The sequence below is a fragment of the Streptomyces sp. NPDC005803 genome, assembly GCF_040630435.1.
Lineage (GTDB): Bacteria > Actinomycetota > Actinomycetes > Streptomycetales > Streptomycetaceae > Streptomyces.
On record NZ_JBEXXO010000039.1, the window covers coordinates 15339 to 32114 of the forward strand.

A 16776-nucleotide genomic window follows, 5' to 3' on the forward strand; every position below is an offset into this window, starting at 1 on the left:
AGGAAGCTCCTCTCCATCCAGCGCCCCGGCGTTTGCCGGGTCCGGTTTGATCACGTGGTGCCGTAGACGGCGAGGACCCGAGCGCGGTTCGGTGTGGGCTCGGCATCCGGCTGCGATGTTGACGTACCCGGCGAGCTGGGAGGGCGCCGCGGATCAGGTCGCGGATCGCGGCCGGCATCGACGGTCGTTCACCCGAGGCGGCCTTGACCGGACCGACCTCGGTCACGACAGCGCGGGGCCGGTGACGGCCGTGGCGGACCGTCAGACGGTACCCACGCTCGTCCCGCTCGGCCGCCGACTCGGCTATGCACTGGGTGACTTCAGCATCCAGTACGGCCGCGAGCATGCGACGAGCGCCCTCGCGGACGATCTCGTCGATCAGGGAGCCGGAGTCGGTGGAACCGTCGGCATTCACTACGCTGAGCACGGGCGTGCCTTCCCGACCAGTCGGAGGAGCATGGAGCCGATACGCCCCACGCAAGGCTGCCAGCGGGCTGGGTTCCTTGGGGGACGGGTCGCGTTGAAGAAGTCCCGGAAGGCGTCTCGATGGCTTACTCCATGGCTGCGGTGGGCACTGCTCCAACACGGCCATGAGATCTGTGGACGGATGCGCAGCCAGTCGGCGAGGGCGTCCTTCGGGTGGTCGGGGGCGAACGTCATGCGGTCTCGCCAATGGCCCGGGCGAACTTCGAACTCACCGCGTCGACCTCCGTGGCGTCTGGCGCGGTCCAACTGCCGAATCGGCCACCGATCGCGCCCTCCGCAACCTCGCTGGCTCGTTTCTCTTCGACGCCGTTGTAGGCGAGGAACCAGCCGAGCACCTGCTCACGGTGTCCGTACCAGCCGCTCTCGGCCTGCGTTCGGTCGGCCACCACGGTGACCAAACGCGTGCAGGCCCGCTCCCCATGCCAGGGATCCGCCGTGGCCTCCGTCGAGTGCGACGGCGGCGCCAGCGCGGCAAAGCACTCCGCCAGATCCTCCAACCAGGCACGCCACTCAAGCAGGCCTGCGACAACCAGAGGAGCAGTCTCTTCCGCCGCAGTCACGGAATGGGAGGTGCAGCACCACGCGCCGACGTTCCCGCCATCGGTGTCGCCCTCACCTGTCGACCAGTTCCACCCGCAGCCCATCGGTCGTATCGGTCCACGAGGAACTTGGTGACGGCGACCAGTGAGCGCCCGCTGTGCTCTTCGGCGGCCGCGGCGCTGGGCAGCAGGGGAGCGACAAGACCGGTCAATGTCTTCGCAGCATCCTCGTCCAGCTCGAACGGGTGCCGCGACGGATCCACTTCCGTCCAGGTCAGGGTGTGTGCCCACAGTTCAGTCGCCACGTCACTCTGCCGTGTGAAGCCGCTGCAACTCCAGTCAGTATCGAGCGGACTCCGGTAAGATGGGGAGGATCCTTGCTCAGCCTTCTGCCTCAGGATCGGACGCCGCAGGGAAGCCCAAGCGATCCAGAAGCGTGTCGAAGAGCTCTTCCGCGAAAGTCTCGTGAGACCGCAGGACTTCCTCGATCGTGGCCACGTCCAGACCCGGGCCGACTCCCACAGATCGGGCCCAGGCGAGGGCACGACTGGCGTCGCCGGGCACGCAGGCGTCCATCTCGGACAGTGGACGGTCCGACATTTCTGCGGCGATCGCCAGATTCAGCCACGCATCCCACTGGTCACCTCCAGGTTCCAGACCCCAGACCAATGCGACGCTGCTGTCGTGCACGGACGCAACACATGCTGGAGCTCCGGTCCACTCGACCACAGCTCGCAGGACCTCTTCGGGCTTGGCCAGCGAGGTCTTCTGGTGGAACTGCAGCGTCTGCCACCCACCAGGTCTCGGCCACCAAGCGGTGATGCCACCATCGTCGTCCTCTTGCGCACCGCCGAAGACCGGGGCTTCAAGCAAGGGACGCTCACTGCGGCCGAAGACCAACTCACCTGAGAACCCCATCGTTACTCCTCTTCAGCACTGTTTCTCGCACCATAGAGGCGACCTCTGACAGCAGGCGCGAGTCCGTACTGGTTCAGGAGGCGGGTGGTCAGCGGATTCGTACGGTGGCGCAGGTGAACGTCGTGTCCCGGAGCAGTACCGGAGTGACGGCGACGCCGGTCAGGTGTTCTGCCAGGGCGAACGCCGCCTGCGGGGGAGAAGTCCGGTTCCGGATCCTCCACCTCGAGATGGGAATCCCATCCGTCGCATCATGTCGAGGAGTTCGTCGGGCTCGGCGCCCCAGCGGTCCTCCGGGAACATGGGGTCGAAGCACAGCCGTAGCACCGGGTCCTCTGCCCAGAGGAACGTGCCGACGGTGTTGATGTTGGTGAAGCCTGCTATCACGCACTAACTCGTAAGTGACCCTCGCGCGGGGGCCGGTGCCGCGCTCTCGAGCGCGACGCCATCTCCTTTGTGGGGCCATGGGCACATGTTGCGCACCTGCGCAACTGCGCGTACTCCCCTCCTGTTTCTCCTTGTCGCGGTGCACCCGCGGCAGCGAAGGTGCTGTGCGAGCCGCGGAAGCACTGACCAGTAGTTACGTGACAGTCCTTGAGTCGCGTCGTACGAGGCTGCCGTCCACCGGCAGCCGACTGAACAGAAGGACTCCGGAATTGAACACCCCCAGTAACAGGGCCGCGTCCCCGCAGGGTTCGCAGCGAACGCTACGGAGCCTGGCCGCGACCGTCGTGATCACAGCCGCGGCACTCGCGTTGTCCGCGCTGCCCGCCTCGGCCGGCGCCGCCTCCCCTTCCGGCTCGTCCGAAGGCTCCCCGCGCCCTCAGGCGCTCCCGCAGATCAAGGCGACGGCCAGACCGGGATCCGGTGTCGTTCACCTGTCGCCCGGGCAGCGTCGGCGGATGCTCGACCAGGTGACCGACGCGGCACCGGACACCGCCCGTTCACTGGGCCTCGGCACCCGGGAGAAACTGATCCCGAAGGACGTGATCCAGGACGCCGACGGAACGATCCACACCCGCTACGAGCGTACCTACGCCGCACTGCCCGTGATCGGCGGTGATCTGGTGGTCCATCAGCGGCACGGGGCCCGCACCGTCACCTACGCCTCCAAGGAGACGCTGACGCTGCCGGCGACCACGGCCGAGGTGCCGGCAGCCACGGCGAAGAAGGCGGCCCTGGACAAGGCCGCGTCGAAGGGCACCCGCAAGGCAAGTGCGCACACAGATCCCCGCCTGGTCGTCTGGATGACGGGCGGCCGGCCGAAGCTGGCCTGGGAGACGGTCGTCACCGGCATGCAGCAGGACGGGTCCCCCAGCGAACGCCACGTCGTGACCGACGCCGCGAGCGGCACCACGCTGAACAACGCCGAACACGTGGAATCCGCCCAGGGCAACAGCCTCTACAGCGGGCAGGTCACGATCGGCTCCACCGTCCAGGACGACGGCACGTATGCCCTGATCGACCCGGAGCGCGGTGGTCACCGGACGCTCGACTCGAGCGCCACCTCCAGCGGAGCCCTAGTCACCGGTGCCGACGACGTCTGGGGTGACGGAACGGCGGCGGACCCGCAGACCGCGGCGGTGGACGCGGCGTACGGCGCGCAGACGACGTGGGACTTCTACAAGGACAGGTTCGGCCGCAATGGCATAGCCAACGACGGCCGCGGCAGCACCTCCCGCGTCCACTACCAGGCCATGCAGGGGGTTCCCCTGGCCAACGCCAACTGGCAGGACGGCTGCTTCTGCATGAGCTACGGCGATGGCGCGGACGGGCAGCACCCGGTGACGTCCCTGGACATCGCCGCGCACGAGATGGCGCACGGCGTCACCTCCGCCACGGCCGGGCTGGGCAACGTCGGCGAATCGCCGGCCCTCAACGAGGCGATCAGCGACATGATGGCCGCTGCCGTTGAGTTCTACGCCGACAGCCCGAACGACGTACCCGACTACACGATGGCCGAGTTGGACGACCTGCACGGTGATGGCAAGCCCATCCGGTACATGGACCTTCCTTCCAAGGCCGGCATCAGCGCCGTCGGCTACGCGCCCCTGGACTACTGGACGCCGCAGACGAAGTGGTCCGAGGCGCATATGGCGGCCGGGGTGGGGGACCACTTCTTCTACCTGCTTGCCGAGGGCAGCGGAAAGAAGACCATCAACGGCGTGGACTACGACAGCCCCACCTACGACGGGCTGCCGGTGGCGGGCATCGGTCTGACCGACGCCGCCGACGTGATGTACCGCGCGCTCACCGTCTACATGACCAGCACCACCGACTACGCGGGTACCCGGACCGCAACGCTCCAGGCCGCCGCCGACCTCTACGGCTCGGACAGCGACGCCTACGAGGCCGTGGCCAACGCCTGGGCGGCCGTCAACATCGGGATCCGTTTCGTCAACCACATCGCCGTGGATCCGATGCCGACCGAGCCGGTGGCGGAGGGCCAGCCGGTCAGCCGCCAGATCACTGCATCCAGCAGCCGTCCCGGCCCGCTGACCTACTCCGCCAAGTCGCTGCCCCGGGGCCTGTCGATCGACCGAACGACCGGCCTGATGACCGGTACACCCGACAAGGCCGGCGACTACAACTCGGTCATCGCCATCACGAACGCGGCCGGGGACACTCGGGAGCTCTCGTTCACCTGGACCGTTCTTGAATCCGGCGGACACTTCTTCATCAACCCCACCACGTATGTGATCCCCAAGTGGGGCACGGTCGAGTCCCCGCTGGTCTATCGGGGGAAGCCGGGCAAGGCCCCGAGTGACCTCAAGGTCACGGTCGACATCGACCACCAGTTCGGCAATGCCATGGTGGTCGACCTGATCGCCCCCGACGGCACCGTCGTCCCCGTCAAGCCCTGGGGACCCTGGGTGCTCACGCCCGACCTGCACGAGACCTACACGGTCGACGCCTCGGCGGTCCCCGCGGTCGGCACCTGGAAGCTGCGCGTCACCGATGGCACCCCGGGCATCTTCGACCTGGACGCAGGTCATCTCCAGCGGTGGAGCCTCGCCTTCTGAGGCTCCGACCCGACGGTCGTAACCGGCGTCCGGTCCGGCGGAGAGCGTAACGGCCACCGCATCGTCACCAGTGGTCCCGACCCCTGGAGATCATGCGGTGGCCCGTCGGCCTTGACGTGGGGCTGCGCACTTCAACGAACCTCTGTCAAGGCTCGGGCCGCCCCACTCGTGCGTGCCCTACGGGTGCACGGCGGCCGGGTCACCCGCAAGAACCCCACGCTCAAGGCCACAGAGCCAATCAGCGCCCCACCGCTCGGGACGGCGATGGTGACCGCCCGTAGCGGCGCACGACCCTGGAACACGGCCACGCCGGCGCACGGCTGCAAGCCGTCAGGCCTGCTTCTTCAGCCACCCCCGCTCCACCGCGAGCAGCACGATCTGGAACCGAGTTCGGGCGCCGAGTGGCCGACGCGTGAACCTCAACCCCCCTCCTCCAAGCGCTCGTTCTTCACGAAGGCGCCCGGGTCCTGGCCGGCGATCTCCGCACCCAGATCGACCCCCTTCAGGCCCAGCTCCGAGAGGCCGACCTGCGTCTGGAACACCTCGCCGTCACCCGCACTACCATCACCGGCCTCGCCGACCGAATCCCGGTCCAGAGCGCCGACCCGTCAGGGAGTCTGGAGCTGCCCGAGCACCCGGACTACCCGCGCCTCCTCGCCGTCTTCAACGACACCACCGGCCCACCGAGGGCCCGCGACACCTGCCAGGCCCTCGGCTTCGAGCTCCTGCCGAAACACATCGAACGCACCGGAGCCAAGACGAAACGCCTGGTCACTGGAAATCCTCACCGAGACCGCTGCGCCATCGGGCAGTGCTGCGAGAAGCGGCTCTCACCGCTGACCGTGACGTACGTCCACGCCGTCCTCAAATCCGCCCTGGAACACGCCGTCCGCGAGGACGAACTGCCGCGCAACGTCGCCCGCAACGTCAAGACCACCACGCCTCGCCCCCGGCGCGCCACAGGGCATACGCGTACTGGAGGCCGGGTTCTGCTGTTGTCAGCCGAACTGCTCAACCGCGCTGTGCAGCGGCGTCGGTCACCAGCTGCCACATCTCATAGTTCCCGCATTCTGCCGTGATCTCAGCCGTCGCCTGAGCCGCGGCGAAGAAGTCGTCGGCCAGCGGCGAGGTGCGCGAGGCTGCCATCGCGACGAATACCTGGTCGGGCGCCAGGTCCCGGACGGGCACGTACCTGATGTCCGGCCGTGAGTAGAACACGGTCTCCGAGCGCCCCACGAACGAGATGCCACGGCCGGCCGCGACGTGCTCGAGCTTCTCCTCCACCCCGCGCACCCGGAGCCCGGAGTCGGGGTGCGGACGCATGGTGGGCTGCGTGCTCGGGTCGGCATGCCAGATCAGCGGCTCACCGGCCAGGTCCGCCTCGGTGACCTCCTCCTTGCCGGCCAGCCGGTGGCCCGCGGGCAGCGCCACCATGAGCGGCTCCGTGTAGAGCGGCATCAGGCGCAGGCCGGTCTCGTCGATGGGCAGCCGCACATAGCCGACGTCGACGCGGCCGTCGAGCAGCATAGGGACCTGGTCGTCCCATTCCATGCGCTGCACGTCCACGACCACGTCCGGATGGCGGCCACCGAACTCTCGCGCCGCGGGGATGACCGGGATCCCAGCCCGAAAACCGACCACCAGTCGCTGGCCGCCACGGGCAGCCGCGGTCACCCGGCGCCGGACCGCTTGCGCGGAGGCGAGCAACGGACCGGCGTCGTCCAGGAGTTGCCGGCCCGCGTCCGTCAGCGTGACGCCGTGGCTGTCCCTGGTGAACAGGGGGGTGCCGAGGTCCTGTTCCAGCGCGCGGATCTGCCGGCTGAGCGCCGGCTGCGCGATGTGCAGGTCCTCGGCGGCGCGGCCGAAGTGCAGCCTGTCGGCGACGGCGACGAAGTAGCGCAACTTGCGGAGATCCAGATCCATGGGGCCCTCCCGGTCCGGCAATGCCTTGAGGTTATCACCACGGTTGAAACGGGTCTTGGACACCCGCTCAGGACAATGGCATCGTTCATGGGGCCGAGAGAATTCGGTACAAGAATTCGGGATCGGTAATTGCTACTCATCAATTCAATGGAGTGATCGTGGGAAAGCTCGATGGCAAGGTAGCGGTAATTACCGGTGGATCCACCGGATTGGCACTGGCCGGGGCCAAGCTTTTCGTCGAGGAAGGAGCGCATGTCTTCATCCAGGCCCGGCGGCAGGAAGCACTGGACGAGGCCGTCGAACTGATCGGCCGCAACGTCACCGCCGTCCAGGGTGACGCGTCCGACCTGGACGACCTGGACCGCTTGTACGACACCGTCAAGCGGGAGAAGGGTTCGATCGACGTGCTGTGGGCCAGTGCCGGGATGGGCGAGCCCGCCATGCTCGGCGAGATCACCGAGGAACAGTTCCACCGCTCCTTCTCGCTCAACGCCCGCGGCACCCTGTTCACCGTGCAGAAGGCACTACCGCTGATCAACGACCACGGCTCGATCGTGATGACCGGATCCAACGCCTCCCTCGGCGCCTTCCCCGGCTGGAGCCTCTACGCGGGAAGCAAGGCGGTCCAGCAGGCCTTTGCCCGTGTCTGGCTCAACGAGCTGCGCGACCGCAAGATCCGGGTGAACGTCCTGACCCCCGGCCAGGTCGGCACGGCCAAGCAGGAAGAGCTGTTCGACGAGGCGACCAGGACTGCCTTCGAGTCCCTGATCCCCCGCGGAAAGATGGGCCGCCCCGAGGAGATCGCCACGATCGCCCTGTTCCTGGCCTCCGACGACTCCAGCTACGTCAACGGTCTGGAGCTGGTCGCCGACGGCGGCACCACCGCTATCTGAACCACGCACGAACGAGACCGGACCACGCACGAACCCGACAGAGCGGCGCCTAAGGGCTGTCCCGAGAACAGGAAGAGAGCACAGCTCATGAGCAGCATCACCTTCATCGGTGCGGGGAACATGGCCCGCACGATCGGCGCGCTCGCGGTAGCGGGCGGCAACACCGTCGAGATCATGGCACGCGATCAGTCCAAGGCCGAGGGCCTGGCCAAGACTCTGGGCGGCGGCACGACGGCGGGGGAGTGGGGCGCCGTCCCGGCCGGGGACATCGTCATCACGGCCATGTTGTACGACGGGGTCGTTCCGACCGTCGCCCAGTACGGGGACGCCCTCGCGGGCAAGACCATCGTCGATATCAGCAACCCCTTCAACACCACGGGCGATGGCCTGGCCCACAGCGAGGAGACCTCGATCGCGCAGGAAGTCGCCAAGGTGGCCCCGGCCGACGCCAACGTGTTCAAGGCCTTCAACACCATCTTCCGTGGCGTTCTGGAGAACGGCCGGCCCGACGTCTTCTTCGCCGGTGACGACCCGCAGGCCAAGGCGGACGTCGCGGCATTCATCGAGAGCCTCGGACTGCGCCCGCTGGACGTCGGCGGCCTGAAGATGGCGCACTGGCTCGAAGGAGCGGGCGTGCTCACGGTAGGCCTCGCCGGCAACGGAATCGGCCACGGGAACTTCGCCCTGGGCGTCAACGAGTTTACGGGCTGACCCTCCGGGGCTGACCGAACAGTCGGCAACTAGGGCGCCGTGCGCTCCGGCTAATGGACGGAACCACCGACTCGTCGATGGCAGATGTCAGATGTCAATAGTGGCGAAAGAGTTCGCCCGAGGAGGCGCAACGCAATGCAGCTCGGTTTCGTGATTCCCCTTGTCGGGCCCGCGGTCGGCGACGCCCCCGCCCTGAGCGCTTTCGCCCGCGGACTCGAGGACCTCGGCTACGACACCCTGTGGGTCGGCGATCGCCTGGTCACGCCGGTTGATCTGGGCAACGGCTATCTGGACCGGGGGCCGCAGATGGCCCGCTCCTTCGATCCGATGCTGCTGTTGACCGTCGCTGCGGCGGCGACCGACCGGGTACGCCTGAACACCAGCACGCTCAGCACGTTCTACTACGAGCCGCCGCACCTGGCCCGGCAGTTGACCACGCTCGACGTGCTCAGCGGCGGCCGCCTCGGCATTGGTGTGGGGGTGGGGTGGATGAAGCAGGAGTACGACGTCGCCCGCAGCGCGGACTGGAGCCGGCGCGGCAAGATGCTCGATGACATGCTGGCGTTCCTGCGGGCGTGGTGGACTACCAGTCCCGTGTCCTGGGACAGCGAGTTCTTCACCATGCCACCGGTCCACGCCGACCTCCGTCCGGTCCAGGCGGGCGGGCCGCCCATCTGGATCGGTGGTGCCAGTGAGGCCGCGATGCGCCGGGTCGGCCGCAGCGGGGTCGGCTGGCTCGGGGTCGAAGGGCCGGCGCCCGCCGCGTCGGTCAGTAGTCAGGACGAGGGCGCAGGCCGCCTGTGGTCGATCGCGCGTCGAGCGGCGGAGGAGGCCGGCCGCGATCCCGACGCACTCAAGACGGCCATGCGGATCAACCTCGAGCCGGGCACGTCCGTCGACTCGGTCGCGGACCAACTGAAGCGGTACGCCGAATCCGGTGTCGACGAGGCGTACTTCGATGCGTTCACGATGTTCGCCGGCCTTGACCAGCTGCTCGACTTCGCCGGCGAGGTGATCGAGCGTACCGGCCGGTTGTGACCACCGAAGAAACGACGGGCGAAGAAACGACGGGCGAAGAAACGACGGGCGAAGAAACGACGGGCGGGCAAGCCGTTCGATTCGGACCAGAGGAAGAGAGTCTCACCATGAGCAGCATCAGTTTCATCGGTCTGGGGGGCATGACCCACGCCATCGCCTCACGTGCGGTAGCGGGCGGTAACTCCGTCGAGCTGATCGGCCGCGACGCCGCCAAGGCCAAGGGCCTGGCCGCCGAGCTCGGCACCGGGGCCACGGTGGGGACCTTCGGCGCCGTCCCTGTGGGCGACATCGTTGTCCTCGCCGTGCCCTACACCAGCGCCGTGCCGGTCGTCGCCCAGTACGGGGATGCCTTGGCCGGCAAGGTCATCATCGACATCTCCAACACGTTCGACGCCGACGCCACCGGAGTGGTCACTCCCGAGGGCACGTCCGGTGCGCAGGAGATCGCCAAGGCGGCCCCGGCGAGCGCGCACGTCGTGAAGGCGTTCAACACAGTGTTCGGCCATGTCCTGGTCCAGGAGCGTCCGTTGGACGTGCTCTTCGCCGGAGATGACGCACGGGCCAAGGCCGACGTGTCGGCGTTCATCGCGAGCCTCGGACTGCGTCCCCTCGACGTCGGCGGCCTGGAGATGGCCCGCTGGCTGGAAGGGATCGGGCCGCTGCTGATGGGCCTGGCCCGGAACGGCGCGGGGACCTTCGACGTCGCCCTCGGCGTCGACCTCCGCGGCTGAGCACACCCGCACCACCACCCCGCACCACCACTTCGCGCACCACATCACTGACAAGGAGCAGTACCTTGCGTGTCTTCCTCACTGGCGGGACCGGCCATTCCGGTTCGTACATCATCCCCGAACTCATCGCCGCAGGACACGAGGTCACCGGCCTCGTCCGGTCGGACACGGCCGCCGCCGCACTGTCCGCGCTCGGCGCGAAGATACGCCGCGGCGACCTCCAGGACCTCGACGGGCTCAAGGAGGCGGCCGCGGACTCCGACGGCGTCATCCACGTCGCGCACCGGCAGGACCTGCTTCCGTCCGGCGGGATGGCCGCCGTGGCCGCCGCGGAGCTCCCGGTCATGCTCGCGTACGGCGAGGCCCTCGCGGGGACCGGTAAGCCGCTGGTCGCGGCGGGGAGCATCGGCTCGCCCGGGACCGGGACGTATCTGGGCCGGCCGGGTACCGAGGAAGACCCGGCCCTGCCCGTCGGCGACGAGCACAAGGGCACCCTGCGGGCCCGTAATGTCGTGGAGGCCGCCGTCATCGGACTCGCCGAGCAGAAGGTACGGTCCTCGGTCGTGCGGATCGCCAACATCATGCACAGCAGGACCGATCGTGGCTTTCTCCCCATGCTGATCGCGCTCGCGAAGGAGAAGGGCTTCGCCGGCTACCCCGGAGACGGCGCGAACCGGTGGAACGCCGTGCACGCCCGCGATGCCGCCTCCCTGTTCCGTCTGGCGCTGGAGAAGGGCCCGGCCGGCAGCTACTGGCACGCGGTCGAGGACGGGGGCGTCCCGTTCCGCGAGATCGCCGAGGCCATCGGCAGCCGCCTGGGCCTGCCCGCCGTGAGCGTTCCCCTGGACGAGCTGATCCTGCCGGCACATTTCGGGTTCCTTACGAACGTCGTCACGCAGAGCTACCCGACGTCCAACCTCATCACCCGCCGGACCCTCGGCTGGGAGCCGGCTCAGCCCCGCCTCCTCGCCGATCTGGACAACGGCCACTACTTCCCCGCCGGCTGACAGCAGGGGGCCCGGGTCGCGACAGTCCGGCGCATGGCAAGAACGAGGCTCTTACGACGAGGCTCGTACTAGGACAAGGCTCTTCTGGAAGGGCGCCGAGAACATGACGACTGTGGGATTCATCGGAAGCGGATCCATCGGCAGCACCATCGCGCGGCTCGCCGTCGAGGCCGGACATCAGGTCGTGCTCAGCAACTCGCGCGGTCCCGGGACGCTCGCGGACACGGTCGCGAGACTGGGTCCGGGGGCCTCCGCGGCGACGAGCGAGGAAGCCGCGGCGGCCGGTGACATCGTCGTGGTCACGGTGCCGGTCACGGCCTTCCCCGACCTTCCCGCCGCACCACTGGTGGGAAAGACGGTCATCGACACGTGCAACTACGGCCCCGAGCGTGACGGGCACATACCCGAGCTCGACAGTGGGTCGCTCACCTCGAGCGAACTGCTGCTGCGCTACGTCCCGGACGCCGGACTCGTGAAGGCGTTCAACACCATCTACTTCAAGCACCTGCTGTCACTCGCCCGCCCGGCGGGGGCGGCCGACCGGTCGTACCTGCCGATCGCCGCGGACTCGGCGCCGGCGAAGGCGGCGGTCACCGACTTCATCGACTCCATCGGGTACGGCGTGGTGGACGCGGGACCGCTGGCCGACAGCTGGCGGCAGGCGACGGGCACACTGGTGTGGGGCAGCCCTTATGGGCCGTACTCGAACGAGAAGGGCCGGCCCGCCGGCGACGACGTCATCCGCGCGGCACTGGCCACCGCCACGCGGTGACCGCAGGGCTGCGCGGGCCGGCGACGGCGTCGACCAGGTCCAGGCGCTGTCGCCCGACCAGCACGTGAGCACGACCAGGAGAGGCACATGACCGACCACCCGCCGCTGATCGCTGTGACCGATGCGGAACTCGAAGACCTGCGCGCGCGGCTGCGCGCCACCCGGTGGCCCACCCGGTGGCCCGTCGATGGCTGGGAAGCGGGCGCCGACACCACTGAGGTGCGCCGCCTGGCGGAGTACTGGGCCACAGGCTATGACTGGCGCACCCACGAGGCGCGGATCAACGCCCTGCCGCACCACACGGCTGTCATCGGCGGCACGCCCGTCCATTACCTCCGGTTCGACGGCGAGCGACCGGACGCCCTGCCGATCGTGCTGACCCACGGCTGGCCCAGCACCTTCCTGGAGCTCACCGACCTCGCCCGGCGTCTCGCGGAGCCGTCGAAGCACGGCGGCGACGCGTCCGACGCGTTCACGGTCGTCGTCCCCTCGCTGCCCGGCTACGCGTTCTCGCCGCAACGCCCGGACCTCCCGCCGACGCTCCAGACCCACCAGATCTGGCACCGGCTCATGCGGGACGAGCTCGGCTTCGACCGGTACGCCGCCCACGGCGGGGACCTGGGCGCGGGGATCACCTCGCGTCTGGGTGAGGCCTACCCGGAGTCGTTGGCCGGCATCCACCTGCTCGCCGTCGCCGCGCCCCAGGAGTACGACGCCGCCGGCCTCACCCTGGACGAACTGGCCTACCTCGACCAGGTCGCCAACTGGAGCGCCAAGGAGGGCGGTTACCAGCATCAGCAGAACACCCGGCCGCTCACCCTGGCCCACGCGCTGTCCGACTCTCCGACCGGCCTGCTGGCCTGGATCGTGGAGAAGTACCGCGCCTGGAGCGACTCGGGCGGCGACCTGTCGTCCCGGTTCACCGACGACTTCGTCCTCACCCAGGCGTCCTTGTACTGGTTCACCGGCACGATCTCGACGTCGTTCCGGCCCTACTACGAGTACGCCCGCGGCCTGACCCGGCGCGTAGAGAAGGTCGAAGTACCCACCGCCGTCGCCGTCTTCCCCGCCGACCTCACCCGGCCCCCGCGCTCCTGGGCCGAACGCACCTACAACATCACCCGGTACACGTCGATGCCGCGCGGCGGACACTTCGCCGCCCACGAAGAGCCCGGACTGCTCGCCGACGACATCACCGAGTTCTTCCGCCAACTGCGCTGAGACCGACCCGGCAGCAGCCCAGGAGCGGGCGGCCACCCCTCAGGTCACCAGACCGCTGCGGTAGGCGTGGACCACCGCCTGCACAAGGTCGCGCAGGCCGAGCTTGGTCAGGATGCGCGACACGTACGTCTTGACGGTCTCTGGGCTGATCACCAGCGTTGCGGCGATCTCACCGTTCGACAGGCCGCTGGCGATCAGGCGAGCTCGCGCGGCGTCAGCCCGGTGTCGGCAGCCGCGCTCTCGGCGGGCGGATCCGCGCCGCGTACCGGCTGACGAGCCGCCGGGTCACCTCGGGCGCCAGCAGCGCCTCCCCGGTCGCGACCGTGCGGATGCAGTTCAGGAGCTGCGCCGCAGGGGCGTCCTTGAGCAGGAACCCGCTGGCCCCCGCGCGCAGCGCCTCGTAGACGTACTCGTCGAGGTTGAACGTCGTCACCACGAGCACCTTGACGGGGCGCGCCACCCCGGCGCCGGCGAGCAGGCGGGTCGCCTCTTCCGCCGTAGGCGTCGCTGGTCGTGCTGGGGGCGCTGGGTGACGCTGCCACGCGCCGGGTCATCGAGCGGGCCCACGAGCGGGCAGTCGCTACGGCGCTGCGCTGGCTGGAGGATGAGGTTGCCCAGACCCGGTGGGCGTCAGGCCGCGGCCGCGCGAAGACACCCGCGCTCGTGGTCGCCGCCTTCCGGCACATCGACCACCGTGACGGGCTTCCGCTCCTGCACGAGCACTGCCTGATCCTCAACCGCGTCCAGCGCTTGGGCGCCGGCGGTGAACCTGTAGGTTCGCATTTCGCGTTTCCCTTTCTCGTTGACAGTGGGCTTTGTCCGGCCCAAGGGACGTCGCGGTGAGACGCACACCTGTCTGATCGTTCGTCGTAGTGCTGATCCCGGTCTCGTTCTCTGCAGCGGGCCTCTCCAGGCTGATCGTGGAGACGTCGCAGCTGGTCGGGACCGGGAGCTCTGCTCCCCGTCCTTGCCGTTCGGGGGTGGGGTATGTCGCGTGTAATCGGCGAAGTCTCGATGAGTCTCCGTCGCACCGACGGGAAGATCGACGAGGACCGCCGGACCGGACGGTGGCCGGACCTCTCATCAGGGTCTCCGACGGCACCTTCTGGGCCCGGGACACTACCCCCAGGTCATGCCTGGCACAGTCATGCCGGGCCCGGAGGCCAGCGGTCCCGTTACAGGACCGCGAAAAAGATCGGGGGGCTCGACCACGTGGCGGGGTGGAGAAGCCGTATCTCTATCGATCAGGAGAACGGTTCTGATCGAAGAGGGAGCCTGGGTGGGTGCATGAGTACAGAGCCTCTTGGCAGCTCGGGGTTGTGACACCACCTGCTGCCCAAAAAAACCCTGTTGCTCCAGTCTTGCGTGCTATTGCCCGTCTCGTCCACAGCGGCGCGAACCTACAGAACCGCTGGCTGGGTAGCGCATGCCGTTCCGAAGCCGGCCACCCGGAGGGGCTGGACAGATGGATGAACACTGCATCAGGCTTGTGTAAGTTCCGACGGAACACATCTGCTTGCCAGGTTCAGCGAGGGGGCCTTCGTGACGTTCACTGTGCATCCCGTCTATGACATGCGCGTGGGGCTGGACAGGGATCGGGTGCGGCAGATGCTGGGCAAGCCCGCGCAGATCAGACCGATCGCCTCAGGGCGCGAGCTGTGGCTGTATGCCAACAACCCGAAGATGCACTTCGTCGCGGTGACGTTCGAGGCCGGGCGGCTCGACCACATGGAACTGAGGCTGGACCACGACCCCGAGGAAACACCGGTCATCGTCATGAACCTCGGTGAGATGGGCTTTACCACGTCGATGTCCATGTACGCCGGGGCTGCGGCGGCGTCGCTGCTGATGCAGATCGAGCTGGTCGACGAGACAAGGGTGCGCAATCTCCACAACCGTGCCGAAGGAGTCGTGTCGGTGCGCACCGAACCCCCGGGCACGGCCCTGAAGCACCTGGCAGGCATCCTGGACCGCGGGCTCGAACTGCCTGGTGTTCGCTCCCACATAATCAATCCGCGGGTCGATCGGACGGGGGTCGAGGTGCTCACCCGTATCGGTGCCGACGTCGCGTCCGTCCGTGACGACCGGATCAGCTACATGTGGCGGCTGCTCGACGAGCGGATCGTGGTCATGGAGGTCGGGGTGTGAACCGCGAGGGGTTTTGGGGTGGTTCCTTGCGCAGAACCTCGTTGACCAAGTGACCGAGGTCGGGAGTGAGCACACCCGTGCACGGGATGTGCAATTGATCCGCGAGCGCGGATGCGTAGAGGTCGGTGGCGGATTCTACGAGCTGGCACAGAACTTCGGTGGCGGAGCGGGCCCGTACGAAGGCCACGGCTAGTACGGCCACGGCGATGAGGAGAGCGGGCCCCCACACCAGGCCGAGCGCGGCATAGAGAACGGCCCATCCGACGGTGACGCCGGCCGCCGCGTACGAGTTCTGGACCGCGGAGATGTCGGCACGAAGAGAGTCGGGCAGGATCACCCACAGTCGTGGCCATACCAGGGCAACGTCCAGGCCGTAACCGCGGTGGATACGCAGCATGTTGGCTCGAAGCCGGTCACCGACCCAGGTGGCGTGAGCGGGCTCCTCCAGGCTGATGGCGTACTGGCGCGCCCGCGCCTGGGCGATCTGCGGGCCGACGATCGTCGAGCCGCCGTCGGCGGCTCTGAGCGCCTCCGCTTCGAGGTGCTCGGCGGCCCGCCGGGCACGCTCCCAGCGGGCGAGCCGCGCGGTGCGAAGCCGACGCGCCGGCGCGCTGCGCGCGGCCACCGGCCGAAGCAGACGGAGGATGGCCGGCACTCCGGTCGCGGTCATGCCTACGCCCAAGGCAGCCATGAGCACAGCGACGGCGAGGGCGATGTTCTGCCCTGCGGGTCGTCGGCTCACGAACCACCGAAGGAGTGGTTCAGCCGCGTGCGGGTCCAGGGCATGGGCCCAGCCCAGCTGGCAAGCCGGCACGGCGACGCACACCCACAGTAGTCCGGGGATCAGTAGCGTGGTCAGCCACCGAGTGGCGATCTGCCGGCCCAGTTCGACGAGCAGCCCGTTCACCCGCTGGTCACGCTCACCCACGCCAGGGGATCACCAGTCAGTTCGCACCGGCGCTCGGGTTGCGGGGCGGCGCCGGCCTCGACGCGTCCGCAGGGTCGCGCGTGCGGGCAGCGCCAGCCGCTGACCGTGCGCATCCCCGGCGAGGGGACGGGCAGCAGCCGGAAGTCGCGCGTCGGGGAGGTGACGCCGTCGAGCCCTGCCGCCGCAGCAGCCTCTTCGAGTGCGTCGAGCAGGGAGGTCACGTCCCGCGCGGCACCAGTGCGGACTGTGGCGACGAGAGCTGCCCAGTCTTCGGCCGAGAATCCAGCTTGTTCCAGCTCCGCCCGCAAGGTCTCGTCCGATTCGAGTGACGTGCACAGATGTGCAATTCGCTGTTGCGCGGGTGTCAGATCGTCCATTCTGCGATCCTGGCGTAGACCGTGCACCGTGGTCCAGTGGTTCAGGTGCGTTCGCAGGGTCTGC

At 68.5% G+C, this 16776-nt stretch carries 18 protein-coding genes and 2 pseudogenes; 11 read left to right on the forward strand and 9 right to left on the reverse strand.

Translation table 11 applies throughout. The annotated features are described in order from the left end of the window. Positions 1 to 656 precede the first annotated feature (656 nt). From ABZ454_RS35435 to ABZ454_RS35450, 4 genes are all read right to left on the reverse strand, one after another. Positions 657 to 1046, reverse strand: a complete 390-nt coding sequence (locus tag ABZ454_RS35435; RefSeq protein WP_359543620.1) for a hypothetical protein — start codon at positions 1044 to 1046, stop codon at positions 657 to 659. 360 nt (positions 1047 to 1406) lie between these two features. After that, on the reverse strand, positions 1407 to 1943 hold the full coding sequence (locus ABZ454_RS35440; RefSeq protein WP_359543621.1) for a hypothetical protein: 537 nt from the start codon (positions 1941 to 1943) through the stop codon (positions 1407 to 1409). 88 nt (positions 1944 to 2031) lie between these two features. Further along, entirely contained in the window at positions 2032 to 2157 is a 126-nt protein-coding gene (locus ABZ454_RS35445) for a DUF6461 domain-containing protein (RefSeq protein ID WP_359543665.1), read from the reverse strand. After that, on the reverse strand, positions 2103 to 2327 hold the full coding sequence (locus ABZ454_RS35450; protein ID WP_359543622.1) for a DUF6461 domain-containing protein: 225 nt from the start codon (positions 2325 to 2327) through the stop codon (positions 2103 to 2105). Before ABZ454_RS35450 ends, ABZ454_RS35445 begins: the two co-directional genes overlap by 55 nt. Positions 2328 to 2596: 269 nt before the next feature. On the opposite strand from ABZ454_RS35450, the gene ABZ454_RS35455 reads away from it, so the two are divergent. Further along, complete coding sequence (locus ABZ454_RS35455) at positions 2597 to 4963, forward strand: M4 family metallopeptidase (RefSeq protein WP_359543623.1); 2367 nt, start codon at positions 2597 to 2599, stop codon at positions 4961 to 4963. 419 nt (positions 4964 to 5382) lie between these two features. Here ABZ454_RS35455 and ABZ454_RS35460 read toward each other — a convergent pair whose 3' ends face one another. Beyond that, a complete protein-coding gene (locus ABZ454_RS35460; RefSeq protein WP_359543624.1) occupies positions 5383 to 5505 on the reverse strand; it encodes a hypothetical protein in 123 nt (40 codons plus the stop codon). 255 nt (positions 5506 to 5760) lie between these two features. On the opposite strand from ABZ454_RS35460, the pseudogene ABZ454_RS35465 reads away from it, so the two are divergent. Continuing rightward, positions 5761 to 5919, forward strand: a pseudogene (locus ABZ454_RS35465) (site-specific integrase); the annotation flags it as partial. 55 nt (positions 5920 to 5974) lie between these two features. Here the strand turns inward: ABZ454_RS35465 and ABZ454_RS35470 are convergent. Beyond that, complete coding sequence (locus ABZ454_RS35470; RefSeq protein WP_359543625.1) at positions 5975 to 6886, reverse strand: LysR substrate-binding domain-containing protein; 912 nt, start codon at positions 6884 to 6886, stop codon at positions 5975 to 5977. A 158-nt stretch (positions 6887 to 7044) separates the two neighbouring features. Between ABZ454_RS35470 and ABZ454_RS35475 the strand changes: the two genes are divergently transcribed. The 7 genes from ABZ454_RS35475 (at position 7045) to ABZ454_RS35505 (ending at position 13259) form a co-directional block, all read left to right on the forward strand. Further along, positions 7045 to 7779 (forward strand): SDR family oxidoreductase, encoded by a 735-nt coding sequence (locus ABZ454_RS35475; RefSeq protein ID WP_359543626.1) that lies wholly within the window; start codon positions 7045 to 7047, stop codon positions 7777 to 7779. A gap of 87 nt (positions 7780 to 7866) precedes the next feature. Then, the gene (locus tag ABZ454_RS35480) at positions 7867 to 8490 is read left to right on the forward strand and encodes an NAD(P)-binding domain-containing protein (RefSeq protein ID WP_359543627.1); all 624 of its coding nucleotides are present in this window, start codon (positions 7867 to 7869) and stop codon (positions 8488 to 8490) included. A gap of 135 nt (positions 8491 to 8625) precedes the next feature. Beyond that, positions 8626 to 9528, forward strand: a complete 903-nt coding sequence (locus ABZ454_RS35485) for a TIGR03619 family F420-dependent LLM class oxidoreductase (RefSeq protein WP_359543628.1) — start codon at positions 8626 to 8628, stop codon at positions 9526 to 9528. A 107-nt stretch (positions 9529 to 9635) separates the two neighbouring features. After that, the gene (locus ABZ454_RS35490; RefSeq protein ID WP_359543629.1) at positions 9636 to 10259 is read left to right on the forward strand and encodes an NAD(P)-binding domain-containing protein; all 624 of its coding nucleotides are present in this window, start codon (positions 9636 to 9638) and stop codon (positions 10257 to 10259) included. Positions 10260 to 10324: 65 nt separating this feature from the next. Next, positions 10325 to 11266 carry an SDR family oxidoreductase gene (locus ABZ454_RS35495; protein ID WP_359543630.1) on the forward strand — a complete coding sequence of 314 codons (942 nt, stop codon included), beginning with the start codon at positions 10325 to 10327 and terminating at the stop codon, positions 11264 to 11266. A gap of 112 nt (positions 11267 to 11378) precedes the next feature. After that, a complete protein-coding gene (locus ABZ454_RS35500; protein WP_359543666.1) occupies positions 11379 to 12038 on the forward strand; it encodes an NAD(P)-binding domain-containing protein in 660 nt (219 codons plus the stop codon). A gap of 87 nt (positions 12039 to 12125) precedes the next feature. Next, positions 12126 to 13259, forward strand: a complete 1134-nt coding sequence (locus ABZ454_RS35505) for an epoxide hydrolase family protein (protein ID WP_359543631.1) — start codon at positions 12126 to 12128, stop codon at positions 13257 to 13259. Positions 13260 to 13298: 39 nt separating this feature from the next. On the opposite strand, the pseudogene ABZ454_RS35510 reads toward ABZ454_RS35505, so the two are convergent. Next, positions 13299 to 13749 (reverse strand): annotated as a pseudogene (locus tag ABZ454_RS35510) (response regulator transcription factor); the annotation flags it as partial. 23 nt (positions 13750 to 13772) lie between these two features. Here ABZ454_RS35510 and ABZ454_RS35515 point away from each other — a divergent pair. Both ABZ454_RS35515 and ABZ454_RS35520 read left to right on the forward strand, forming a co-directional pair. After that, positions 13773 to 14102 (forward strand): relaxase domain-containing protein, encoded by a 330-nt coding sequence (locus tag ABZ454_RS35515; RefSeq protein WP_359543632.1) that lies wholly within the window; start codon positions 13773 to 13775, stop codon positions 14100 to 14102. 699 nt (positions 14103 to 14801) lie between these two features. After that, entirely contained in the window at positions 14802 to 15407 is a 606-nt protein-coding gene (locus ABZ454_RS35520; protein WP_359543633.1) for a hypothetical protein, read from the forward strand. On the opposite strand, the gene ABZ454_RS35525 is transcribed toward ABZ454_RS35520, so the two are convergent. Beyond that, complete coding sequence (locus tag ABZ454_RS35525; RefSeq protein ID WP_359543634.1) at positions 15388 to 16335, reverse strand: hypothetical protein; 948 nt, start codon at positions 16333 to 16335, stop codon at positions 15388 to 15390. The two genes, ABZ454_RS35520 and ABZ454_RS35525, sit on opposite strands and share 20 nt — an antisense overlap. Beyond that, complete coding sequence (locus ABZ454_RS35530; protein ID WP_359543635.1) at positions 16311 to 16712, reverse strand: hypothetical protein; 402 nt, start codon at positions 16710 to 16712, stop codon at positions 16311 to 16313. Before ABZ454_RS35530 ends, ABZ454_RS35525 begins: the two co-directional genes overlap by 25 nt. Between the last annotated feature and the right edge of the window lie 64 nt (positions 16713 to 16776).

Coding starts and splice junctions, on each gene's coding strand:
- ABZ454_RS35485 (WP_359543628.1), top strand. CDS start 8,626: ATGCAGCTCGGTTTCGTGATTCCCCTTGTCGGGCCCGCGGTCGGCGAC.
- ABZ454_RS35490 (WP_359543629.1), top strand. CDS start 9,636: ATGAGCAGCATCAGTTTCATCGGTCTGGGGGGCATGACCCACGCCATC.
- ABZ454_RS35480 (WP_359543627.1), top strand. CDS start 7,867: ATGAGCAGCATCACCTTCATCGGTGCGGGGAACATGGCCCGCACGATC.
- ABZ454_RS35440 (WP_359543621.1), bottom strand. CDS start 1,943: ATGGGGTTCTCAGGTGAGTTGGTCTTCGGCCGCAGTGAGCGTCCCTTG.
- ABZ454_RS35530 (WP_359543635.1), bottom strand. CDS start 16,712: ATGGACGATCTGACACCCGCGCAACAGCGAATTGCACATCTGTGCACG.
- ABZ454_RS35470 (WP_359543625.1), bottom strand. CDS start 6,886: ATGGATCTGGATCTCCGCAAGTTGCGCTACTTCGTCGCCGTCGCCGAC.
- ABZ454_RS35505 (WP_359543631.1), top strand. CDS start 12,126: ATGACCGACCACCCGCCGCTGATCGCTGTGACCGATGCGGAACTCGAA.